This is a genomic window from Pseudomonas asturiensis (assembly GCF_900143095.1).
Taxonomy (GTDB): Bacteria; Pseudomonadota; Gammaproteobacteria; order Pseudomonadales; family Pseudomonadaceae; genus Aquipseudomonas; species Aquipseudomonas asturiensis.
The window spans coordinates 106,852-127,156 of sequence record NZ_FRDA01000014.1 but is presented as its reverse complement, the minus strand read 5'-3'; the positions used below and the strand labels follow the sequence as shown (position 1 = coordinate 127,156).

Annotated in this window: 18 protein-coding genes; 11 read left to right on the top strand and 7 right to left on the bottom strand. The window is 58.6% G+C overall.

The annotated features are described in order from the left end of the window. Positions 1-2: 2 nt before the first annotated feature. From BUB69_RS21520 to BUB69_RS21510, 3 genes are all read left to right on the top strand, one after another. On the top strand, positions 3-665 hold the full coding sequence (locus BUB69_RS21520; RefSeq protein ID WP_073170272.1) for a response regulator: 663 nt from the start codon (positions 3-5) through the stop codon (positions 663-665). Then, positions 662-2,029 (top strand): ATP-binding protein, encoded by a 1,368-nt coding sequence (locus BUB69_RS21515; protein ID WP_073170270.1) that lies wholly within the window; start codon positions 662-664, stop codon positions 2,027-2,029. Before BUB69_RS21520 ends, BUB69_RS21515 begins: the two co-directional genes overlap by 4 nt. 232 nt (positions 2,030-2,261) lie before the next feature. Then, entirely contained in the window at positions 2,262-2,696 is a 435-nt protein-coding gene (locus BUB69_RS21510) for a DUF3757 domain-containing protein (RefSeq protein WP_084537155.1), read from the top strand. Positions 2,697-2,761: 65 nt separating this feature from the next. On the opposite strand, the gene BUB69_RS21505 is transcribed toward BUB69_RS21510, so the two are convergent. Continuing rightward, positions 2,762-3,637 (bottom strand): EamA family transporter, encoded by an 876-nt coding sequence (locus BUB69_RS21505; protein ID WP_073170268.1) that lies wholly within the window; start codon positions 3,635-3,637, stop codon positions 2,762-2,764. Positions 3,638-4,116: 479 nt separating this feature from the next. Here BUB69_RS21505 and BUB69_RS21500 point away from each other — a divergent pair, with 479 nt between their 5' ends. Further along, entirely contained in the window at positions 4,117-4,605 is a 489-nt protein-coding gene (locus tag BUB69_RS21500) for a cyclophilin-like fold protein (protein WP_084537152.1), read from the top strand. 47 nt (positions 4,606-4,652) lie between these two features. Here BUB69_RS21500 and BUB69_RS21495 read toward each other — a convergent pair whose 3' ends face one another. Beyond that, positions 4,653-5,681, bottom strand: a complete 1,029-nt coding sequence (locus BUB69_RS21495; RefSeq protein ID WP_073170265.1) for an alpha/beta hydrolase — start codon at positions 5,679-5,681, stop codon at positions 4,653-4,655. 45 nt (positions 5,682-5,726) lie between these two features. Continuing rightward, the gene (locus BUB69_RS21490) at positions 5,727-6,926 is read right to left on the bottom strand and encodes an MFS transporter (RefSeq protein WP_073170263.1); all 1,200 of its coding nucleotides are present in this window, start codon (positions 6,924-6,926) and stop codon (positions 5,727-5,729) included. A 155-nt stretch (positions 6,927-7,081) separates the two neighbouring features. Between BUB69_RS21490 and BUB69_RS21485 the strand changes: the two genes are divergently transcribed. Then, entirely contained in the window at positions 7,082-7,975 is an 894-nt protein-coding gene (locus BUB69_RS21485) for a LysR family transcriptional regulator (RefSeq protein ID WP_073170260.1), read from the top strand. Positions 7,976-7,979: 4 nt separating this feature from the next. Here the strand turns inward: BUB69_RS21485 and BUB69_RS21480 are convergent, their stop codons facing one another. Further along, positions 7,980-9,095, bottom strand: a complete 1,116-nt coding sequence (locus BUB69_RS21480; protein ID WP_073170258.1) for an XAC2610-related protein — start codon at positions 9,093-9,095, stop codon at positions 7,980-7,982. Positions 9,096-9,326: 231 nt separating this feature from the next. Here BUB69_RS21480 and BUB69_RS21475 point away from each other — a divergent pair, with 231 nt between their 5' ends. Genes BUB69_RS21475 through BUB69_RS21465 form a run of 3 tightly spaced genes read left to right on the top strand, consistent with a single transcriptional unit; the run spans position 9,327 to position 12,026 of the window. Next, entirely contained in the window at positions 9,327-10,625 is a 1,299-nt protein-coding gene (locus BUB69_RS21475; RefSeq protein WP_073170256.1) for a mechanosensitive ion channel family protein, read from the top strand. A gap of 58 nt (positions 10,626-10,683) precedes the next feature. Continuing rightward, positions 10,684-11,436, top strand: a complete 753-nt coding sequence (locus tag BUB69_RS21470; RefSeq protein ID WP_141121888.1) for a hypothetical protein — start codon at positions 10,684-10,686, stop codon at positions 11,434-11,436. A gap of 38 nt (positions 11,437-11,474) precedes the next feature. Then, on the top strand, positions 11,475-12,026 hold the full coding sequence (locus BUB69_RS21465; protein WP_073170252.1) for an RNA 2'-phosphotransferase: 552 nt from the start codon (positions 11,475-11,477) through the stop codon (positions 12,024-12,026). A 115-nt stretch (positions 12,027-12,141) separates the two neighbouring features. Here BUB69_RS21465 and BUB69_RS21460 read toward each other — a convergent pair whose 3' ends face one another. Further along, positions 12,142-12,540: a DUF1493 family protein gene (locus tag BUB69_RS21460; protein ID WP_425439396.1), complete on the bottom strand. Its 399-nt coding sequence runs from the start codon at positions 12,538-12,540 to the stop codon at positions 12,142-12,144. A gap of 357 nt (positions 12,541-12,897) precedes the next feature. Next, positions 12,898-13,872, bottom strand: a complete 975-nt coding sequence (locus tag BUB69_RS21455; RefSeq protein WP_073170250.1) for a 5'-nucleotidase — start codon at positions 13,870-13,872, stop codon at positions 12,898-12,900. A gap of 200 nt (positions 13,873-14,072) precedes the next feature. On the opposite strand from BUB69_RS21455, the gene BUB69_RS21450 reads away from it, so the two are divergent. Both BUB69_RS21450 and BUB69_RS21445 read left to right on the top strand, forming a co-directional pair. Next, positions 14,073-14,315 (top strand): hypothetical protein, encoded by a 243-nt coding sequence (locus BUB69_RS21450; protein ID WP_073170248.1) that lies wholly within the window; start codon positions 14,073-14,075, stop codon positions 14,313-14,315. After that, positions 14,312-14,632 carry a hypothetical protein gene (locus tag BUB69_RS21445; protein WP_073170246.1) on the top strand — a complete coding sequence of 107 codons (321 nt, stop codon included), beginning with the start codon at positions 14,312-14,314 and terminating at the stop codon, positions 14,630-14,632. Before BUB69_RS21450 ends, BUB69_RS21445 begins: the two co-directional genes overlap by 4 nt. An 11-nt stretch (positions 14,633-14,643) precedes the next feature. On the opposite strand, the gene BUB69_RS21440 is transcribed toward BUB69_RS21445, so the two are convergent. Next, positions 14,644-15,216, bottom strand: a complete 573-nt coding sequence (locus BUB69_RS21440) for a DUF1349 domain-containing protein (protein ID WP_073170244.1) — start codon at positions 15,214-15,216, stop codon at positions 14,644-14,646. Positions 15,217-15,463: 247 nt separating this feature from the next. Here BUB69_RS21440 and BUB69_RS29205 point away from each other — a divergent pair, with 247 nt between their 5' ends. Continuing rightward, positions 15,464-20,296 (top strand): M10 family metallopeptidase C-terminal domain-containing protein, encoded by a 4,833-nt coding sequence (locus tag BUB69_RS29205; RefSeq protein WP_073170242.1) that lies wholly within the window; start codon positions 15,464-15,466, stop codon positions 20,294-20,296. The last annotated feature ends 9 nt before the right edge of the window (positions 20,297-20,305 follow it).

Sequence of the window (20,305 nt, the reverse complement as noted above, 5' to 3'; positions counted from 1 at the left end):
CCATGCGCCTGCTGCTGATCGAAGATGACGCTGCCCTGGGCGAAGGTATCCATCAGGCGCTGAGCCGTGAAGGTTATACCGTCGACTGGATCCGTGACGGCAGCAGTGCTTTGCACGCGCTGCTCAGTGAGACGTTTGACCTGGCGATTCTCGACCTTGGCCTGCCAAGGCTGGACGGCTTCGAGGTACTGCGACGGCTGCGTCACAGTGGCTCGACGCTGCCGGTCATGATCCTGACCGCGCGGGACTCCACCGAAGACCGCATCACCGGCCTGGACACCGGGGCCGACGACTATCTGGTCAAACCCTTCGACGTCTCGGAACTCAAGGCCCGTCTGCGTGCGCTGCTGCGACGCAGTGCCGGGCGCGCCAAGGTGCTGATCGAGCATGCAGGCATCATCCTGGACCCCGGCACCCAACAAGTCAGCTACCACAACGAGCCGGTAGCGCTGACCCCCAAGGAGTACCAGTTGTTGTACGAACTGCTCTCGCCACCGGGTCGGGTGATGACCCGCGAACGGCTGATGCAGTTGCTTTACGGCTGGAACGAAGAGGCCGAAAGCAACACGCTTGAGGTGCACATCCACCATTTGCGCAAGAAATTCTCCAGCGACCTGATACGGACGATTCGCGGCGTCGGCTATCTGGTGGAGGAGCGCTCTTGAAGTCGATACGCCGCCGTACCTTGACGCCCATCATCGGCCTGCTGCTGGCCGGTCTGCTGGTCCTCACGCTGTTCAACGTGCATGACAGCAATCACGAAATCGCCGAAATCTATGACGCACAACTGGCACAGAACGCCAGGCTCCTGGAAGGCATCATGCGTATGCCGCTGGAGCGCCAGGAACACGCGCAGCTTTATGAGGCGTTCAACCTGGCGCTGGCCCAGGCCGAGCCGCGTATCGACGGTCACCCCTACGAAAGCAAGATTGCCTTTCAGGTCTGGGACAAGGACGGTCGTTCCCTGGTGCGTACTGCCAGCGCACCCACCTTCACCCACCCGCCGGAAAGTGCCGGTTTCAGCAACGTTCCCGACCTGAACCGTCATTATTGGCGTGCGTTCGTGCTCAATGACCTGCAGAACGGGCTGCGCATCTGGGTAGGCGAACGTGACGATGTGCGTTCGGATCTGGTCAACCGGATCGTTCGCCACACCGTGCTGCCCAACCTGATCGGCAGCCTGCTGCTGGTGCTGGCCATCTGGCTGGCCATCGGCTGGGGCCTGAAACCCCTGGCCAACTTCGCCCACACCCTCAGAGCTCGCCATGCGGGTTCGCTGCAACCCTTGAGCCTGACACCCTTGCCGAGCGAGCTGGAGCCCATGCAGGCGGCGCTGAACCGGCTGCTGGGGCAGATTCAGGAACTGCTCAAGCGTGAGCGTCGCTTCATTGCCGACGCCGCCCATGAAATGCGCACGCCGCTCGCGGTGCTCAGGGTGCATGCGCAGAATGTGCTGGAAGCGCACAACGAGGAACAGCGCCGCGAATCGCTGGGTTATCTGATCATCGGCGTAGACCGCACCACGCGGCTGGTCAATCAGCTGCTGACCATCGCACGCCTGGAACCTGATCCATCACAGGCAGGCCGAGCGCCTGTGGAACTGGTCGGCGCGGTGCGTGACAGCCTGGTGCAGTTGACGCCGTGGGTGCTTAACAAAGGCCTGGAACTGTCCTTCGAGTGCAGCGAAACCGTGCACGAGGCAAACGTGGACTTCTCTGCCCTCGACATTGCCCTGCAAAATCTCATCACCAACGCCGTCAACTTCTCGCCCGAAGGCGGACAAGTGACTGTAGGCCTGTCCTTTAACGCCCATCATTTTGTACTGACGGTCGACGACCAAGGGCCGGGCATTGATGAGCAGGAGTGCGAGCGATTGTTCGAGCCCTTCTACAGTCGAGGCAGCGATCAGGGCGTAGGCCTTGGGTTGGCCATCGTGCAGAAGGTTGCGCTGTTGCTGGGTGGCGGCGTGAATTTGCAAAACCGGTCGGGTGGCGGGCTGCGGGCCAGTTTGAGAGCGCCGTTGGGTTGAGATGAGCCTGGAACGGTAATGGCCTCTGAACGAGCGCTCATCACTCGCAGACCTGACCTATACTTTAGTTGGATCAGGATTGAACACGTTCTGATTGATAACGCCCGATTATCACTAAAAGGGTTGTCGTTATAGCCATCTGCTTGGCGGGTATCAGGCAAAACATGCCGAGACGATGATGGCGCCTATTGAAATCCAGAAATATATATTCTCTATAGATAAAGGACTATCTATGAACATCCTAGTATCAGGCGTAGCAGCCGCGACGCTGCTCATGGGACTTTCTACTGCATCGCTGGCAATAGAGCACTGTCCGGCTGCCTCGGCAATTTCGCAGGACTCCGCCGGTATCTATACGGCGAAAGGCGAAAAGGGTAACTGGACCAGCAAGACGCCCGTTAACAAGCTTGATCTTGGCCGAGCCAGTTTTCAAAAAGCTACGGTCCTCCAGGCAGATGAAAATTCTCCTCAAAAATTTCAGACATGCGTCTATAAAGCAGATTACGGCATGTCCCTCGACATATATTTCGTCCCGAAAAACGAAGAAGAATTCACGGTCAAAACCGAAGGCGACTCGTGGAAAAAAGAGCCCGGCTATTTTGGCTCTATCAGTTACGTTTGCGAGAACACGCAGCCCGAAAACTGCACATTTTCGTTGGTTCAGTAATTAGCAGGTTCCCAAGGCTCTTTAACCGGCTGACACGGTCTGGATAAAGAGCCTTCAAGATGTGGTCAGTGACCTGCTGCTATGGCTGATTCACGACGCGAGCCCAACCGACTGATCCACAGCGACACCAGAATCAGCATGCCGCCGATCAACAACCGACTCAACGGTTCGTGCTGATTCCAGATCATCAGGTTGATCAGCAGCCCGATCGGGACATGCAACACGTTGAATACCGCCAGTGTGGCACCCGAAACCATGCAGGCACCTTTGTTCCACCAGTACATGCCCAGCGCGGTCGAGCACAGACCGAGGAACAGCAGCACGCTCCATTGGGCCGGGTCTTCGGGTAAACGTTGCGGGTTGCCGAAAGCGAGAAACGCAGGCAGCACGACCGCCAGCGCACCCAGGTAGAAATAGCCGAAGCGGCGATAGTGCGGCAGGTCGCTGGGGTAACGCACCACCAGACGCCGGTACAAAACCTGCCCGGCCGCGTAGGTGAAGTTGGCCAGTTGCAACAGCAGGAAACCGCCCAGGAAGTTGCCGTCCAGCCCGTCGTAACGAATGACGCCTGCGCCCAGCACGGCGACCAGCGCGGCGAGCAAGGCCCAAGGGTTGAAGCGCCGGTTGAGGGCGTCTTCAATCAGCGTGACGTGCAGGGGCGTGAGAATGGTGAACAACAGCACTTCGGGCACTGTCAGCACCTTGAAGCTCAGGTACAGGCACACGTACGTGATGCCGAACTGCAGCGCACCGATCAGCAGCATGCCACGCATGAACGCAGGCTCGACCTGACGCCAGCGCGTCAGCGGGATGAACACCAGCCCGGCCAGCACGACACGGATCAGCACCGCAAAATAACTGTCGACATGGCCTGCCAGGTAGACACCGATCAAGCTGAAGGAAAACGCCTGGATCAGCGTCACGAAAAGTAGATAGCCCATACTCGCCTCTCTTTTGAAGGGCGCGACCATAGCGGGTTGCAGGCGGGGCTGTCCACTGAGGTGGAGGGCTGGCTGATTGTTATCCACACGTGCGCAAGTAGCGCAAAACCGAGTCAAAACAAGGATGCCTGATTGAATGCATCGCCTGTGAGAAATCCCCACCGTCTTCGACGCCGCGCTGTCGCGCAGCAAACACGGGGTTGTGGGAGGCGGCTTGCTGGCGATGGCGTCACTTCAGTCGCTGATAGGTCGCTTCAGAAAACGCATCGCCGGCAAGCCGCCTCCCACAGTCCGTTAGTCGCTGCAAGAGGTGGGAGTCACGCTAAGCGTCCCGTGTGGTCATGAAGCCTTAAATGAGTCGATTACTGAGCAACGCTCACATCCGCATGCAACGCCCGCCGGGTAATGAACGACGACGAGTGACCTATGCTTGGGGCCACCCTGTTATTCAAGCTTCAGTCGTTACAGGCCTAGACCCGATGCCCCGAAAAACACTGCACACTCGCTGCTCTGGAAAACTGCTGACCGCCCTGCTCTATATCAGCGCGCTGCCGACACTGATGCCGCATCCGGCCCTTGCTGAAACAGCCCGGAACCCCACCCGAGAACACCCCATGCGTATCGCAATGCTCGCCAATGGCAAGACCCTGACGTTCACGCTTGAAGACCATCAGACCTCCCGAGACTTCGTCGCCCTGCTACCGCTCGACGTGGTTCTGGAAGACTACGCCTCGACCGAGAAGATCAACGTGCTGCCACGCAAGCTGAACACCCAAGGCGCGGCGCCCGGCATCACGCCGAAAGCAGGAGACTTCGCCTACTACGCGCCCTGGGGCAACATCGCGATCTTCCACAAAGGCTTCAACTATTCGCCCGGGCTGATCAAGCTCGGCACACTCGAATCACCGCTGGACCTGATCCGTCAGCCAGGCCCGCTTAACGTCAGGTTCGAACTGATCAAGGACTGAACGCAAACAGCCCCGCTTCTCAGCAGGGCTGTCGTGTGTCGAACCGGTTACTTCAACCCGGTCTTGAAGAACTCGGTCAGTGTGTCGAACGGGATCAGATCGACGCGATCGTACAGGTCGACGTGACCGGCACCCGGCACAATCACCAGCTGTTTGGGCTCACCGGCAAGCTTGTAAGCCTCCTGACTGAACTCGAGCGAGTGCGCTTCAGAGCCCGCGATGAACAGCATCGGACGTGGCGAGATCGTGGCAATGTCATTGAAGGGGTAGAAGTTCATGAACTTGACGTTGCTGGTCAGCGTCGGGTGCGTGGTCAGTTTCGGCGACTGGCCCTCAGGCGTGAACTCCCCACGTGGGGTGCGATAAAAGTCGTAGAACTCGCGTTCGATGGGATGGGACTTTTCAGTCAGCTCATGCACCGTGCCGCTGGTGTACCGGGTTTCGCCGCCTGCAAATTCCACGTCACGCTGCGCTGCGGCTTCAGCGATGATTTTCTTTCTTTGTTCCAGTGTCTGCGAATGATTGAGCGCATCACGATTGGCAGCGCCCATGTCATACATACTGACGGTGGCAATGGCCTTCATCCGCGGATCAATCTTGGCAGCACTGATGACAAAACTGCCGCTGCCGCAGATGCCCAGAACGCCGATGCGGTTCTTGTCAACAAACGTCTGGGTGCCCAGGAAATCCACCGCTGCGCTGAAGTCCTCCGCATAGATGTCCGGCGATACGGCGTTACGAGGCCGACCGTCACTTTCGCCCCAGAAAGACAGGTCCAGGGACAGCGTCACGAAGCCTTTTTCTGCCAGCTTTTGTGCATACAGATTGGCACTCTGCTCCTTCACCGCGCCCATCGGGTGACCGACGACGATCGCAGGTGCCTTGACATCAGGATCCCAGCCTTTGGGAATAAACAGGTTACCGGCCACTCGCATCTTGTACTGATTGTTGAACGTCACCTTCTGCTGAATGAGCTTGTCACTCGTGTAGAAGTTGTTTGCGCCTCTGGACATGTCTGCTCCCATTACCGAATACGAGCCCATTAAAAGCCCCAGCATCAATAGAATTTTCTTCATTGCGGTTTTCCTGAGTCGAGTGATAAACGAACGTTCTTTATGGCTTTATTCACTGAATCGAACATTGCGCATCGCGGCCCAGGCAAAACCGGCCGAACCGAGCAACACCACAGCGCCAAAGACGAAGGGACTCCACCAACCCAGGTGGTCGAATACCTCGCCGCCGACACCCGCGCCCACCGTGATCGCCATCTGGATGGTCGCGACCATCAGGCCGCCACCGGCTTCCGCGTCGTCGGGCAGCGTACGGCTGAGCCACAATCCCCAGGCCACCGGTGCAGGCGTGGCAACCAGCCCCCAGACACCGAGCACGACGGCTACAGCCATGGGCAAATGACCCAGCGCGACAAGGGCGACGGCCAACATCGCCATCACCAGGGGAATGGCGATCAGGTAGGCATACATGCGGTTTTGCAGCAGCGAGCCGATCATGTAAGTGCCGGCCAGACCGCAGAGGCCCAGCAGCAGCAACATCAACGACAAGGTGGTCACGCTCACGCCGGTGACACTTTCCAGAAACGGACGCAGGTAGGTGAAAACCGCGAACTGGCCCATGAACAGCAGCATGATCGCGAGCATGCCAATGGCCACCTGCGGGTTGCGCAGCAGTTTGAAAGGATTGGTAGCCCGGGTCTTCTGTGGGCTGCTCATCGCCGGAATACTTAGCCACTGCCAGGCAAAGGCCAGAATCGAGAGCGGGATTACCAGAAAGAACGCGCCGCGCCAGCCAATGTACTGGCCTAGAAAACTGCCCAGCGGAGCCGCAACGGTTGCGGCCAGCGCGTTACCGCCATTGATCAGCGCCAGGCCCTTGGCAACGGACGCCTTCGGCACCAGACGCATGACCGTGGCCGTGGACATCGACCAGAAACCACCGATGGCGACACCCAGCAAGGCGCGACCCGTCATGAACACTGCGCCATTGGACGCGAAGGTGACCGTCACCCCCGACACCAATAACAGGAAGCTGAAACCCAGCAGCACTTTCTTGCGATCAAATCGCCCGGTCAGCGGCGTGTTGAGCAGGCTGGTCAGCACCGCAAAGAAACCCGAGATGGAAATCGCCTGGCCTGCCTGTCCCTGACTGATGCCAAGGTCCTGCGCGATGGGCGTCAGCAGGCTGACCGGCATGAACTCCGAGGCGATGAGCACGACCACGCACAGCGCCATTGAAAAAACCGCGCCCCACGCAGGCGGGTGGGCCGCGTGCGCTTTATGCCCCAAGGTTGAATCAAATGTTTTCATGCTCCACTGACCTGTCTGGACGAGGTCGGCAGGTCGCTACAAGGCATTCGCGCTGCCGACCTGACGCCTGTAAAAATGTGAAGCACAGGTTAGGGCAAAGGGATTAGGATGATTAGACGCCACAATTTCCATGTGATTGTGAGAGAAACTCAGCAATGAGCACACCCAGACTGAATGATCTGCAAGCCTTCCTTGCCGTCGCACGGGATCAGAGTTTTACCCGCGCAGCGGTAAAACTTGGCGTCACGGCATCGGCGTTGAGCCATACCATTCGGGGGCTGGAAGAGAGGATGGGCGTGCGCTTGCTGGCGCGCACCACACGCAATGTGGCGCCCACCGAAGCCGGCGAAAAACTGATGAACACCATCGGGCCGCTGCTGGATCAGATCGCCACAGAAGTGGCGGTGCTGGGCGAAATGCGCGACAAACCTGCCGGCACGATTCGGGTGACCTGCTCCGATGACGCAGCGGAGAACATTATCCGCCCCATGCTGGCGGGCTTTCTGGCGCAGTATCCGGACATTCAGGTCGAGGTCTGCATCGACTATGGCTTTACCAATATCGTCAGCGAGCGCTTCGATGCAGGGATACGTCTTGGGGAGTCGATCAGCAAGGACATGATTGCCGTACGTCTCGGCCCGGACTGGCGCCTGTCCGTGGTCGGCACGCCGGAATACTTCGAGAAACATGCCGCGCCGCTCATACCTCAAGACCTGACGCAACACACCTGCATCAACATCCGCCACTCACCCAATGGCAACTGTTATGCCTGGGAATTCGAAAAGGGCGGGCGCAAGCTCAACACACGGGTTAACGGCCAATTCACCTCCAACAGCATGATCCACGTCATGAACGCCGCGCTCGACGGCGTTGGCCTGGCCTACGTGCCGGACTTTCTTGCCAGGCCGTATCTGGACAGCGGACGCCTAAAGGAAGTGTTGGCCGACTGGAGCCCGTATTTCGAAGGCTTTCACCTTTACTACCCCAATCGCCGCCAGGCATCACCGGCATTCACGGCGTTTGTGGAGGCGATCAGGTATCGGGGCTGACGTCTTACTCGCCGCTTTCCTTCAAGGCTTGTGCCACCTTGTCGAGTGAACCCTGGGCAGGTTCGGGTAGCAACGTCAGTGGGGTGACCTTGCCCCGTATCACCACTTGCATGCTGTTGGGTGCGCCCTTCGCGTCGGCCAGAATCCGCCAGGTCGTGTCGCCACGCACGAAACTCAACGTATGGGTTGCAGCATCGTAGTCAAACCGCTCGTTTTCAGCTTGCGGATAGACCAGACCGACCTGATCCTTCGCGTCGATGGCCGCGTAGCTGACCGGTTCAGCCGGTGCGGCGCGGAACATCACGATGCGCTTGCCCAACGGTGCCAGCTTGAACGCAAGCAGGATCTCGCGCTGGTCATCGTCCTCCCACAGGATGTGGGTGGTGTAGGTCATCTTGCCATTCTTGTTCACTCCTACCGTTTCGGTGGGCAAGCCCGAGTTGCCGGTCTGATCGATGACCGTCTCGGTTTCCAGCAGCGGCTCGCCGTTGCGCACGGTATACGTGGCCATCTGGTGCCAGCAGCAACCGCTTTTGGTCATGGTGCTGATTTCACGCTTTTTCTCATCCACCCCGAACATCCCGCAATTTTCCTGCGCCAGTTGGGTGAATGAGTCGCTGTGCGTGAAGCCATTTGCCGTGCCGAGAAACACCTGAAACGACGGCCCGTGATAGCAGCTGTTCTGGCCATCCATCAACGCCAGATCCTTGATGCCATCGAAGTTGAAGTCCTGATAGATCAACACGCTCTGCTCGCCATACGGCAGCTCGTGAACATTGGCTTTGACCTTGCCGGTTTTCGCGTCGGTGTCTAGCACCAGCTCATCGGACTGCACCCGGATCAGTGCCTGGTCGCTGGCCTTGTCGTAAATGCTGATGACTCCGGGGCGGAACACATCATCCTTGGCGACAATGTCCAGCGTGGCGCGGTATCGGTCGGAGAAATCCTGCAGCGTGTAGCGTTCGCGCGTGGCCTGATCATAGGCCGCCGCGTCCATCTCACCGTAAGTCACCGGCGCATCCGCAGCATGGGTCAGCGTCGACAGCATTAGCCCGGACAGCATCATCGCTGCCTGCAGAACACGCGATGCACCCACGTGTTGAATGATCGAAGTCAGCATGGTGAACACCCTGTTTGATGAACCGCGAGTCTACTGCAGTTTTTTCAGGTTCAGTGTTCTGTCAGGGCATCCTGCTGCTGTAGTGGCCTATCGAACCTCATTAACGCCTTCCACACTCTGGCTATCATTGGGCTCCACCGATTATGTTTCGCCCTTTGCGATCCCCTGCCCGACCCGCGCCGTTAATGTTTTAATCACGCCCCCCTCTTCGTTCACAGGATTTTCTGCTGTATGGACATTCAATCGCTGTGGCTCAGAACGCAGGAACTCTGGGGCATGCTCGATCAGCATCCCTGGGTACGTACCGGCCTGGCGCTGATCCTGCTGCTCACTGCCGCGCTGGTCCTTGGCCGCGTGGCGCGCTTTCTGATTCTCTACACCATGAAGATGCTTGGCCGTCAGCCTGCCCTGCACTGGCTCAATGACTTTCGCCATAACAAGGTCTTCCACCGACTGGCGCAGATCGTGCCGTCGGTGGTCATCCAGTTCGGCCTGAACCTGGTCCCCGGCCTGAGCGCGACCGGCAAGGGCGTGATCGCCAACATCGCCCTGGCGTTCACGATCCTGTTCATGACCCTGAGCATCGGCACACTGCTCAACGCCCTGCTCGACATCTACGCCCGCACCGAACACGCTCGCACCCGCTCGATCAAGGGCTATGTGCAGTTGGCAAAGATGATCCTCTACATCTTTGCCGCGATCATCATCGTTGCCACCCTGATCGACCGTTCGCCGCTGTTGCTGCTGTCAGGTCTGGGCGCGATGTCGGCGGTCATTCTGCTGGTCTACAAAGACACGCTGCTGTCTTTCGTGGCCAGCGTGCAACTGACCAGCAACGACATGCTGCGCGTCGGCGACTGGATCGAAATGCCACAGGTCGGGGCCGATGGCGATGTGGTCGACATCACCCTGCACACCGTCAAGGTGCAGAACTTCGACAAGACCATCGTCTCCATCCCGACCTGGCGTTTGATGTCCGAGTCCTTCCGCAACTGGCGCGGCATGCAGCAATCCGGTGGGCGACGCATCAAACGCAGCCTGTTCATCGACGCCAGCGCCGTGCGTTTCGTGCGTGACGACGAAGAGCAGCGCCTGATGCAGGTCCATCTGCTGACTGACTACATCGGCCGCAAACAGGCCGAACTGCTCGCCTGGAACCAGGCCCAGGGCAACGTCGCCGAACTCGCCTCCAACCGCCGTCGCATGACCAACATCGGCACCTTCCGCGCCTATGCCCTCGCCTACCTGAAAAGCCATGTTGGGATCAATCCCGACATGACCTGCATGGTCAGGCAACTGGAAGCCACCTCGCTGGGGATCCCGCTGGAAATCTACTGCTTCACCCGCACCACGGTGTGGGTGGATTACGAACGGATTCAGGGCGACATCTTTGATTATTTGATTGCGGTAATGCCGGAGTTCGGGTTGAGCCTTTATCAGCAGCCCAGTGGCGCGGATATGCGCATGGCCTTGCGAGGGGCGAATGAGGTGATAGCGGCAGACTCACCACAAGCCGGAACATTGTCATGACCGAGTATTCATCAACCAACAGGTCAACGAAAACACCGAATGTTGTATGGGATCAATTGTGGAAAACTTCATCAGACGACATAAAAAGACAGCCGCATCGCTTGCAGCGGCGATAGCGTTAACAGCTACTTTTTTGAGCGACCTGGGTGGCGCATGGGACGCCATTAAAAACCTGATTGGCAAGCCGGAACCCCTGTCGATTATTCAAGCCCGCTTGACGCCGATCTTCCGCCACCCTGAAATGCGTCATGGTAGAGAGCAAGCCTCTCTGAGCCTGCAGATCAGAAATTATGGGCAAACTGAAATCACACTGACGTCCTCTGTCTTGTCAGTGACTGACGGCTCGGGGATATCTGTTGGAGAAGGCTCAAGCAAAGGCGGATGCACGCTCAGCCCGAACCCCAACGAAAACAACACCCTCACGATCGCGCCAGGTCAAACCGAATGGATAACCGTTGGTACGCATGTAAACCTGCTGGGGGTTTCCAGCTATTTGACGGAGCAAAAGCTGTCAGAGATCGATGTCCACTCGCCGAACGGAGAACCGTTCACGATTGTGGATTCGCGTTACGTCGACGACATCAATCGTTTTTTTGCCAACACTTACGGACCTGATGCAAAGATCAAAGTAGTGATCCGCTCAATCCCGTCAGAGGAGCACGTCTTCTTCTTCAATGTTGCGCAAGGAAAAGACATGTACTCAAAGGACGGAAGCCTTCATCACGACTGGTTCATTGCAAACTGGAAAGAGTGGAGAAATCGAAAAACATTCGCCGGGTATGTGTGCAAGCAACCCATACCTACCCTGTAACCCGGTACTGACTCCAACCGATTGAAAGGCGTATCTCCTTGAACAAGAAACAACGAGACGAAATCAGCAAGCTACTCAGTTATGTCTTGCGCCACGCCCCCGAATCCATGGACCTCGATCTTGATCGCGATGGCTGGACCGAAGTCGATCTGTTGATCCAGAACGCGAACAAGCAAGGCCATACGCTTGACCGTCAGATGCTGTGCGAGGTGGTCGAGACAAACGACAAGAAGCGTTTTACGCTCTCGCACGACGGCCAACGCATTCGCGCAGCCCAGGGCCATAGCACCGGGCAGGTCGAGGTGCAGCACCTCGAAAAGACGCCGCCCGACCTTCTCTATCACGGCACAGCTGAACGTTTCATGGCCTCGATTGAGGCTCAGGGACTGATCGCCGGAAGTCGGCATCATGTGCATCTGACCGACAATCCCGAAACGGCAAAGAGCGTTGGCAAACGATACGGACAGCCAGTGTTACTCGCTGTGGATGTGCCCGGGATGCGGCAAGCAGGCGTTCGGTTCTTTCAGGCAGACAACGGCGTATGGCTGGTGCAATCGGTGCCGGCGATTTACCTGACCAGGCTGACCTGAGCCGAATGCCGCTCGCCTGCGCCATCACCCCCCTCACGACCTCAGCCGCCTGATCGACCTCCACCGGGCGCAGTCGCCTGCTGATTCGTGATGCCAAACGATGTGACGTGATGCATTACCTTGTCCTGATCTTGAACCCCTCGACAGGTATGTCCTCCGTACAACTGTAGACAGGCACAGAGCTGAACCTCATCGCTTCAAGCGTTTGGCAATCCCACGCTTTCATCCTCGCAGCCTCACACAACATCCCTAACGTCATGGGTGTGCCGGCGCGCCTTTCTCTGGAACGAAAAAACACACCTACATCCGTGCCTTCCGGTTTGAAGTAGCGGTAATGATCGTAGTCGCCCGGAGCCACATTGAAACGCTCAAAGAAATCCGCCATCAAATCGTTGGCATCCTCGCCATCAAGACCTAGGTCATCGCTCAATTGCGTGGCAAGACTTAGCGTTTCGAAAGCGTTACGGCCAAAGCCTGCGAAGAAGAATATTTTCTCGACCAGGTAATTCAGCACTGTTCGATCCAACCTACCTTCGCCCATGTTCAAAAAATCCGGTCTTGTTCATCGACCAACCAACAGCACATCATCTGCAGAGAGCCCACATTCACCTTCATAACAATACAACGCAGCCACTTCACACTGCCTATGCATAGGCAGCAAGCTTGCCTACCGTCAAGCTCACCTCATTTTTCCCATTCAACATCGGCTCATCACAAGAGCAACGATCATTGCATCAGCATACGCCAGCCCGTCTTGTTTCAGCCGCGATGAAATCTTCAAAACTCAAAAATCAGAATATTCCTACTTGAAATAGGGTCCTCTCTCTTTTGATTTCACAAGCTATAAACAGCACCCTGTGACATTACATAATCACTCGGCTAATACCTCGCCCACCTGATGAACAGGCGGCTCGATCGCCTGCTGATTGGTCACACCGAACGGTATGTGAACCGACGGTGCGACGGCGCTTGCAGACTTCAAGTGCCCGGACTGGTCGTCGAAAAAGATATGGGGCTTGAGCACGGCCAGGACCTTGGCTTTCTCGATGCCGCCGAGGAAGAACGCATCGTTGGCCATTACGCCCCAGCTTTTCAGGGTGTTGAGCGCACGCTCATGGGACGGCGCGTTGCGGGCCGTGACGATGGAGACACGAATCCGGTTCTGGTAATCCGGGTTGTTTTTCTTGTGCTGCTCTTCCACCGACTGAATCTTCGACATTCGCACCATGAACTCTTTCAGCGGGCCGGGGTGATGCGGCTGCATCACGTTTTTCACTTCATGGGCATGAAACTCGTTCAGGCCCGAGGCCTGCATGACGGTTTCCGACTCATCGCCGGCCAGCACGCCGTCGAAGTCGAATGCGATGCGCAGGGTCTTGTCGTCCTCATCATCATCGAATTCGGAATCCAGCACCTGCCCCGCCGGATGCCCGGCCTTGATGGCGGACTCCACATCGGCTTTGTTACCCGACAGAAACAGCGCGATGTTCAGTGCCGGTATGTATTCGTAGGGGGATTTGCCCTGCATGAAGATTGCGCGAGTCATGGGCAGGCCGTAATGCTCGATGGTCTTCATCACGCGCAGACCGGTATCGGGGTCGTTTCTGGAAAGCAGGACCACTTCGACCAGCGGGTCATCGGGTTCGGCAAGGTCATTGAGGGAGAGCAGGCGTTTGATGAATGGATACGCAATGCCCTTGGAGAGCGGACTGTTGAGGTTCTGCTCCTGGAACGTACGGTACTCCTCCTCGCCCTGACGCTTGAACACTGCGTCCGATTCACGCAGATCAAAAACGGCGCTGGAAGCCACGCCAATCACCAGTCGGTTATCCAGTTCGTAAGGCATTCAATGTCTCTCGGTCCGTCGGCCACATCGGGGGGATGAGCAAGTCTCTGATGATGCAAGGTTCTACGGGAAGTGTAACGACAGTCTGAGGCCGAGGCATATCGCTGATTCAGACAAACCGGCCCAGCCATTCAACTGAACTACAGACAGGCCCGCCAGTCAGGATAATCAATCGTCGTTTCTTGACCCGAGGCCCAGCCATGCCAGTTTACCTGCTTGATTACCTGTTCAAGGACGAGCCGCGCACCCACACCCTGGAACTCGACCAACCCGAACTGCACACTCACGAAGCCGCCATCCACCTGCTCGAACTGCATTTCGGCGATGCGGAAAACAGCCTGATGATGCCCAACGCCGACGCGACGCCGGACGAGGTGCTGGCCAAGGCCGGGTTGCTGGGGCTGACGCACATCGATGTCGACAAACACACATTCACCCCATGAACCCAACAACGCCTGACGGGCGCTACTTCGTGGTCAAAGGACAGCTGTGGCGCTGCTCCAATCCTGCGCTCGACGAGGACGAACGCCAACGGCTGGTCAATGAGCTCATGACAGCACGACGGGCAGTAAAGACCTCGAAAGCCTCAGGTAAACCGCCGCTGATCAAACAGGCCAGGGCAGCTGTCGATGCGGCCAAAGTGGCGCTCGGCGAGCGCGGTCCGGTCTGGTGGACCGATGGCGCGCCTGACCTGAACAGGCACAAGGTGGACAACACGCCTTACGCCGAGTGGTATCGGTCGCTTGGGCACGGGGACTGATTGACCTTCACTTACGTCAGGTCATGCAGCTCCTTGCCCAATGCAGGCCCCACTTCAAACCTGGAAAACACCACCTCCAGCCCGCCCCGTTCCGGGCTGCAACACATCGGCCCAACCTGACACTCTCCCATGGGGAAGGGTGCCAGGCGCAACAGAGGCCAGCGCAGGCCGTCCACTGAGTGCTGAATCCGCATCACGCCCCCGGCCACTGTCACACGCAGCCAAAGCCCCGACGCAGACTCGTCGAACGATCCGGTGGCCCAGTCCGACTGATCACGGGTCAGCACGCTGCCCAGCATAAGCGCGCCGTCGCTGACTTCGACGCCGGTTTTCATCCAGTTGCGCTCGTCGACACGGACCATCAGCCCCGCCTGGTCGTACAGCGTTTTGAAATTACCCTGCACATGGACTTGAGCCGTGAAAGCGCCGTTGACGGGCACGCCGAGAAAATGACCGGTGTCGCGGCAGAAGCCGTAATGGGTCTGCTGCCAGAAATCGGTCGCAGCGTCTGTCGTGATGCTGAGGCGGTTATTGCAGACCTCCCATCGCCCGGGTTCATTGAGCCAGCGGCCTTGTTCGAACATGGATGCTCCTGAAGTTGGATTCGACGGGTTGGACAATAGCAGCCGCACCCGGTTTTTGACGCCAACCTGTCGGCGCCCCACACATCGCCCGTCATAAATACGACAGTCACTCTATTGACGCTGATGGCGTCTATTTCGCCGAAAATACACCTGATATCGCGCAACTTTCCTCATATTAAGGGTCTCATCTTCGGGCGCTGCAATGTTGACTTCATTACCTAAAATCTTCGTCGCCCGGAGTAACACCATGATATTCAATGCAAAAGACTATGGAGCTTTGGGCGACGGCATCACGGACGATACAGCAGCACTTCAGGCCGCTATCGATGCGGCAGCGGCAGCCGGAGGCGGCGAGGTGGTAATGGCCGCCGGGACGTATATCGTCTCGGGTGGCGAAGAACCTTCCGACGGTTGCCTGATGTTGAAAAGCAACGTCACCTTATCTGGCGCGGGCATGGGCGAGACCACCATCAAGCTGGCCGATGGCTCCGATACCAAGGTTACCGGCATCGTGCGTTCGGCTTATGGCGAGGAGACCCACGACTTTGGCATGAACAATCTGACCCTGGATGGCAATCGTGACGCCACCACCGGCAAGGTGGATGGCTGGTTCAACGGCTACATTCCGGGATCGACCGGCAAGGATTCCAACGTCACGCTCGACCGTGTCGAGATCAAGGATTGCTCGGGATACGGTTTCGATCCGCACGAGCAGACCGTGAACATGGTGATCAAGAACAGCGTGTCCCACGGTAACGGCCTGGACGGTTTCGTCGCCGACTACCTGAGCGACAGCGTGTTCGAAAACAACGTGGCCTTTAACAACGACCGTCACGGTTTCAACGTGGTGACCAGCACCCACGACTTCACCCTGAGCAACAACGTGTCGTACGGCAACGGCAGCACCGGCATCGTCGTGCAGCGTGGCAGCGAGAACATTGCGTCGCCCGCCAACATCACCATCACTGGCGGCGCGGTCTACGACAACGGAGCCGAAGGTGTACTGATCAAGCTGTCCAGCCAGGTCTCAGTGAGCGGCGTGAACATCCACGACAACGCCAGCGCAGGCGTGCGCATCTATGGCAGTTCCGGGGTGGACATCGTTGACAACACCTTGACCAACAATGCCCTCGGCGCGGCGGTGCCGGAGATCATCATCCAGTCCTACGACGACAGATCGGGCGTATCCGGCAAGTACTTCAACGGCAGCGACAACCTGATCCGTGGCAACCTGATCACCGGCAGCGATCAGTCCACTTATGGCGTTGCCGAGCGCAACGAAGACGGCACCGACCGCAACAGCGTGGTGGGCAATACCATCAGCCACACCAGCAAAGGCCTGACCCTCATCTATGGCGATGGCAGCTTCGCAGGCGATGACTTCCCGCTCGTCACCGTACAAGGCACCGCGGCCAACGACACCCTCAATGGCGGCGCGGCAAACGAACTGATCTTCGGCCTGGACGGCAAGGACACCCTCAACGGTGGCGCGGGCGATGACATCCTCGTCGGCGGTGCCGGGGCCGACAAACTCAGCGGTGGCGCAGGCGCGGACACGTTCCGCTTCGATGCACCGACCGACAGCTACCGCACCGCCAGCAGCAGTTCGGTCGACCTGTTGACCGATTTCGACATCAGCCAGGACCGTATCGACCTGGCGAACCTGGGCTTCAGCGGCCTGGGCAGCGGCAAGAACGGAACACTGAACATCAGCTACAACGCCTCCACGGACCGCACCTACATCAAGTCACTCGACGCCGACGCCAGTGGCAACCGATTCGAACTCGGCCTGAGCGGCAACCTGAAGGACACGCTGAACGCCAGCCACTTCATCTTCCAGCATGTGATCGAGGGGACGTCAGGTGGCGATACGTTGACCGGCACCGGCAGCAACGATGTGATCAACGGCAATGCGGGCGCGGACCGTATTGACGGCGGTGCAGGCGCCGACACGATCACGGGCGGGGCCGATGCCGACACACTGACCGGCGGTGCCGGGGCTGATGTGTTCGTCTACACCTCGCGACTGGACAGTTACCGCAATTACAACGCCAGCGGTCCCAAACAGAGCGATACCCTCACTGACTTCAACGTGGCCGAAGACCGCATTGACCTGTCCGGCATCGGCGTGCGCGGGCTGGGCGATGGCAGCGGGCAGACTCTCTACCTGTCTTTGAATGGCGACGGCACCAAGACCTATATCAAGACCGAGGCCGTCGATAGCACCGGCAATCGCTTCGAGATCGCCCTGCAAGGCAATCTGCTCGATAAATTGAGCGCCTCCAACTTCATCTTTTCTACCGTTTCCTCGGCCAATCAGGCCCCCACGCTGAATACACCGTTGATGGACCAAAGCGTCAGCGAACTCAAAGCGTTTTCCTACACCGTTCAGCCGGGCAGCTTCAGCGACCCGGACAGCGACACGCTGACTTACAGCGCAACCCTGGCCGACAACAGCGCCCTGCCCGACTGGCTGAAGTTCGACAGCAAGACGCTGACCTTCAGCGGCACACCGGGCGGCACGGCATCGGGCCTCTACTCGGTATTGCTGACCGCCAGCGACGCGACGGGCGCATCCGTGACCGACAGCTTCGCCATAAACGTGGGCAACGTCACCCCGGGGATCCTGACCGGCACCGACACCGCCGAGTCGCTGTACGGCACCGAAGGAGATGACACGATCCTGGGCCTGGGCGGTGACGACACGGTACGCGGCGATACAGGTGCCGACGCCATTAACGGTGGGCTGGGTCGCGATGCGCTGTATGGCGGTGATGGCGACGACACGTTCATCTACAGCACCCTCGCCGACAGCTACCGAGACTATGACGCGGGCGGCCTGACTGCCACTGATACGATCTATGACTTCACACCCGGCCAGGACCGGATCGACGTCTCCGCACTGGGCTTTCTGGGCCTGGGCAACGGCGAAAACCACACGCTGTACATGACGCTCAACGAAACAGGTGACAAGACCTACATCAAGTCCGCCACACCTGACGCCGACGGCAACCGCTTCGAAATCGCCCTGAGCGGTAATCTGCTCGACACCCTGACGGACGCAGACTTTGTATTTGGCCAGCGTGCGCCGCAGGAGATTCTCTACCTGCCGACGCTGGGCCAATCCAACGCCCGGCTGCTGCGCATGACCGAAGACGACAACCAGTCCGGCACCTCGGAGATGGTCAAGGACCTGACGAAGTACACCGATTACGACGTGCGCAGCCAGTTCACCGATGCCAACGGCGATGGCATTGACCTGGCTGTAGGGGGCAGCACGGTGGTGGGCTATTCGACCGGCAGCCTGGAAGAACAGCGAGTGTCCTGGTGGCTGACCGACACCGACCAGCCCGGTCAGGCCTTGCTGCGCGCCACCGAGTTGCTCAAGACGCAACTGGCGTCGTTGACCGCCATCGACAAGGTGACCACCGGTATTATCTGGGGTCAGGGCGAGGAAGCTGCGCAGGAGATCGCCCGCGCCACCGACAAACAGGCGGCCGCCGATCTCTACAAGGCCTCAACCCTGAAAGTATTCGATTACCTGCACGCGCAGATCGGCGACTTCACGGTGTACCTGATGGAGACCGGCCACTATCAGAGCGACGCTGCCAAGGCGCGGGGCTACACCGATGAAAAGATCGACGCCATCGTTGAAGGTGCCGGGTATGTGCGAAGCGTGCAGGAAGCCATCGCCACCGAGCGCACCGACGTCAAGCTGGCCGTGGACTACACCGACCTGCCCTTGCGTTATGAAGTCAATCCGCTGGTCTACCCCGACGACGTCTGGCACCTGCATGAAGAATCCGCAGAGATCGTGGGCCAACGCCTGGCCGACTTCATCGCCGATGACAAGGGTTTCAGAGGCGATGCCAGCGATAACAACGACCCGGCCGATATCGTCGACGGTGGCCAGAACGAGGGTGGCAACATTTTTGGCACCGCCGATGACGACACGCTGGTCGGCGGCACCGGCAATGACCGGCTCGATGGCGATCAGGGTGCGGACGACATGACGGGCGGCGACGGCAACGATATCTACGTGGTCGACAACGCCCTGGACACCGTGACCGAGAGCAACGACTCGCCATCGCAAATCGACACCGTACTGGCATCGGTCACCTGGACGCTGGGAGCGAACACAGAGAACCTGATGCTCACCGGCGTTTCGGCCATCAACGGCACCGGCAATGCGCTGAAGAACGTGATCACCGGCAATGCCTCCAATAACGTACTGGACGGCGGGGCTGGCGTTGACTTGCTCACTGGCGGCGACGGATCAGACAGTTATTACGTGGACGACGCAGCCGATCGCGTGGTCGAGACCAATGCCGATGCGCGCACCGGTGGTACGGACACGGTGTACAGCGCCTTGTCGAGCTACACCCTGGGCGCACACCTGGAAAACCTTGTGATGACCGGCAGTGGCGCGGCCAACGCCATCGGCAACGCGCTGGATAACGTGCTGTATGCCAGCGCTGGCGACAACGTGCTCGATGGTCGCGATGGCAACGACACGGTGTCCTATCAGTTTGCCAGCGCAGGGGTCACAGTGGCGTTGAACACCAGTGCACAGCAAGCCACTGGCGGCTCGGGGCTGGACACCCTCAAGTTCACGGAAAACCTGACCGGAAGCCGGTTTGCCGACGCGCTGACCGGCAACAAGAACGCCAATGTCCTGCAAGGCGGTGATGGCAACGACACCTTGTCCGGTGGCGCAGGTGACGATGTGCTGACAGGGGGTTCAGGCGCCGACACGCTGATCGGGGGCACGGGTGCCGACCGGTATGTGTTCACCGCACCCACCGAGATGGGGCTGGGCGACCTGCGTGACATCATCAAGGGCTTCAAGACCGTCGAGGGCGACACGCTGGAGTTCTCCGCCATTGACGCTCGTCCGTCGACCGATGCAAGGGATGCGTTTGTATTTATCGGCAACGCTGCGTTCAGCGCCAACAATACCGGCGAGCTTCGCTTCGCCGATGGCGTGCTCTACGGCAACATCGACGACGATATCGACGCAGACTTCGAAATCCAGCTGACAGGGGTGCAGGGCCTGCAAGCGTCGGACATCATCGCCTGACCGGAGCAA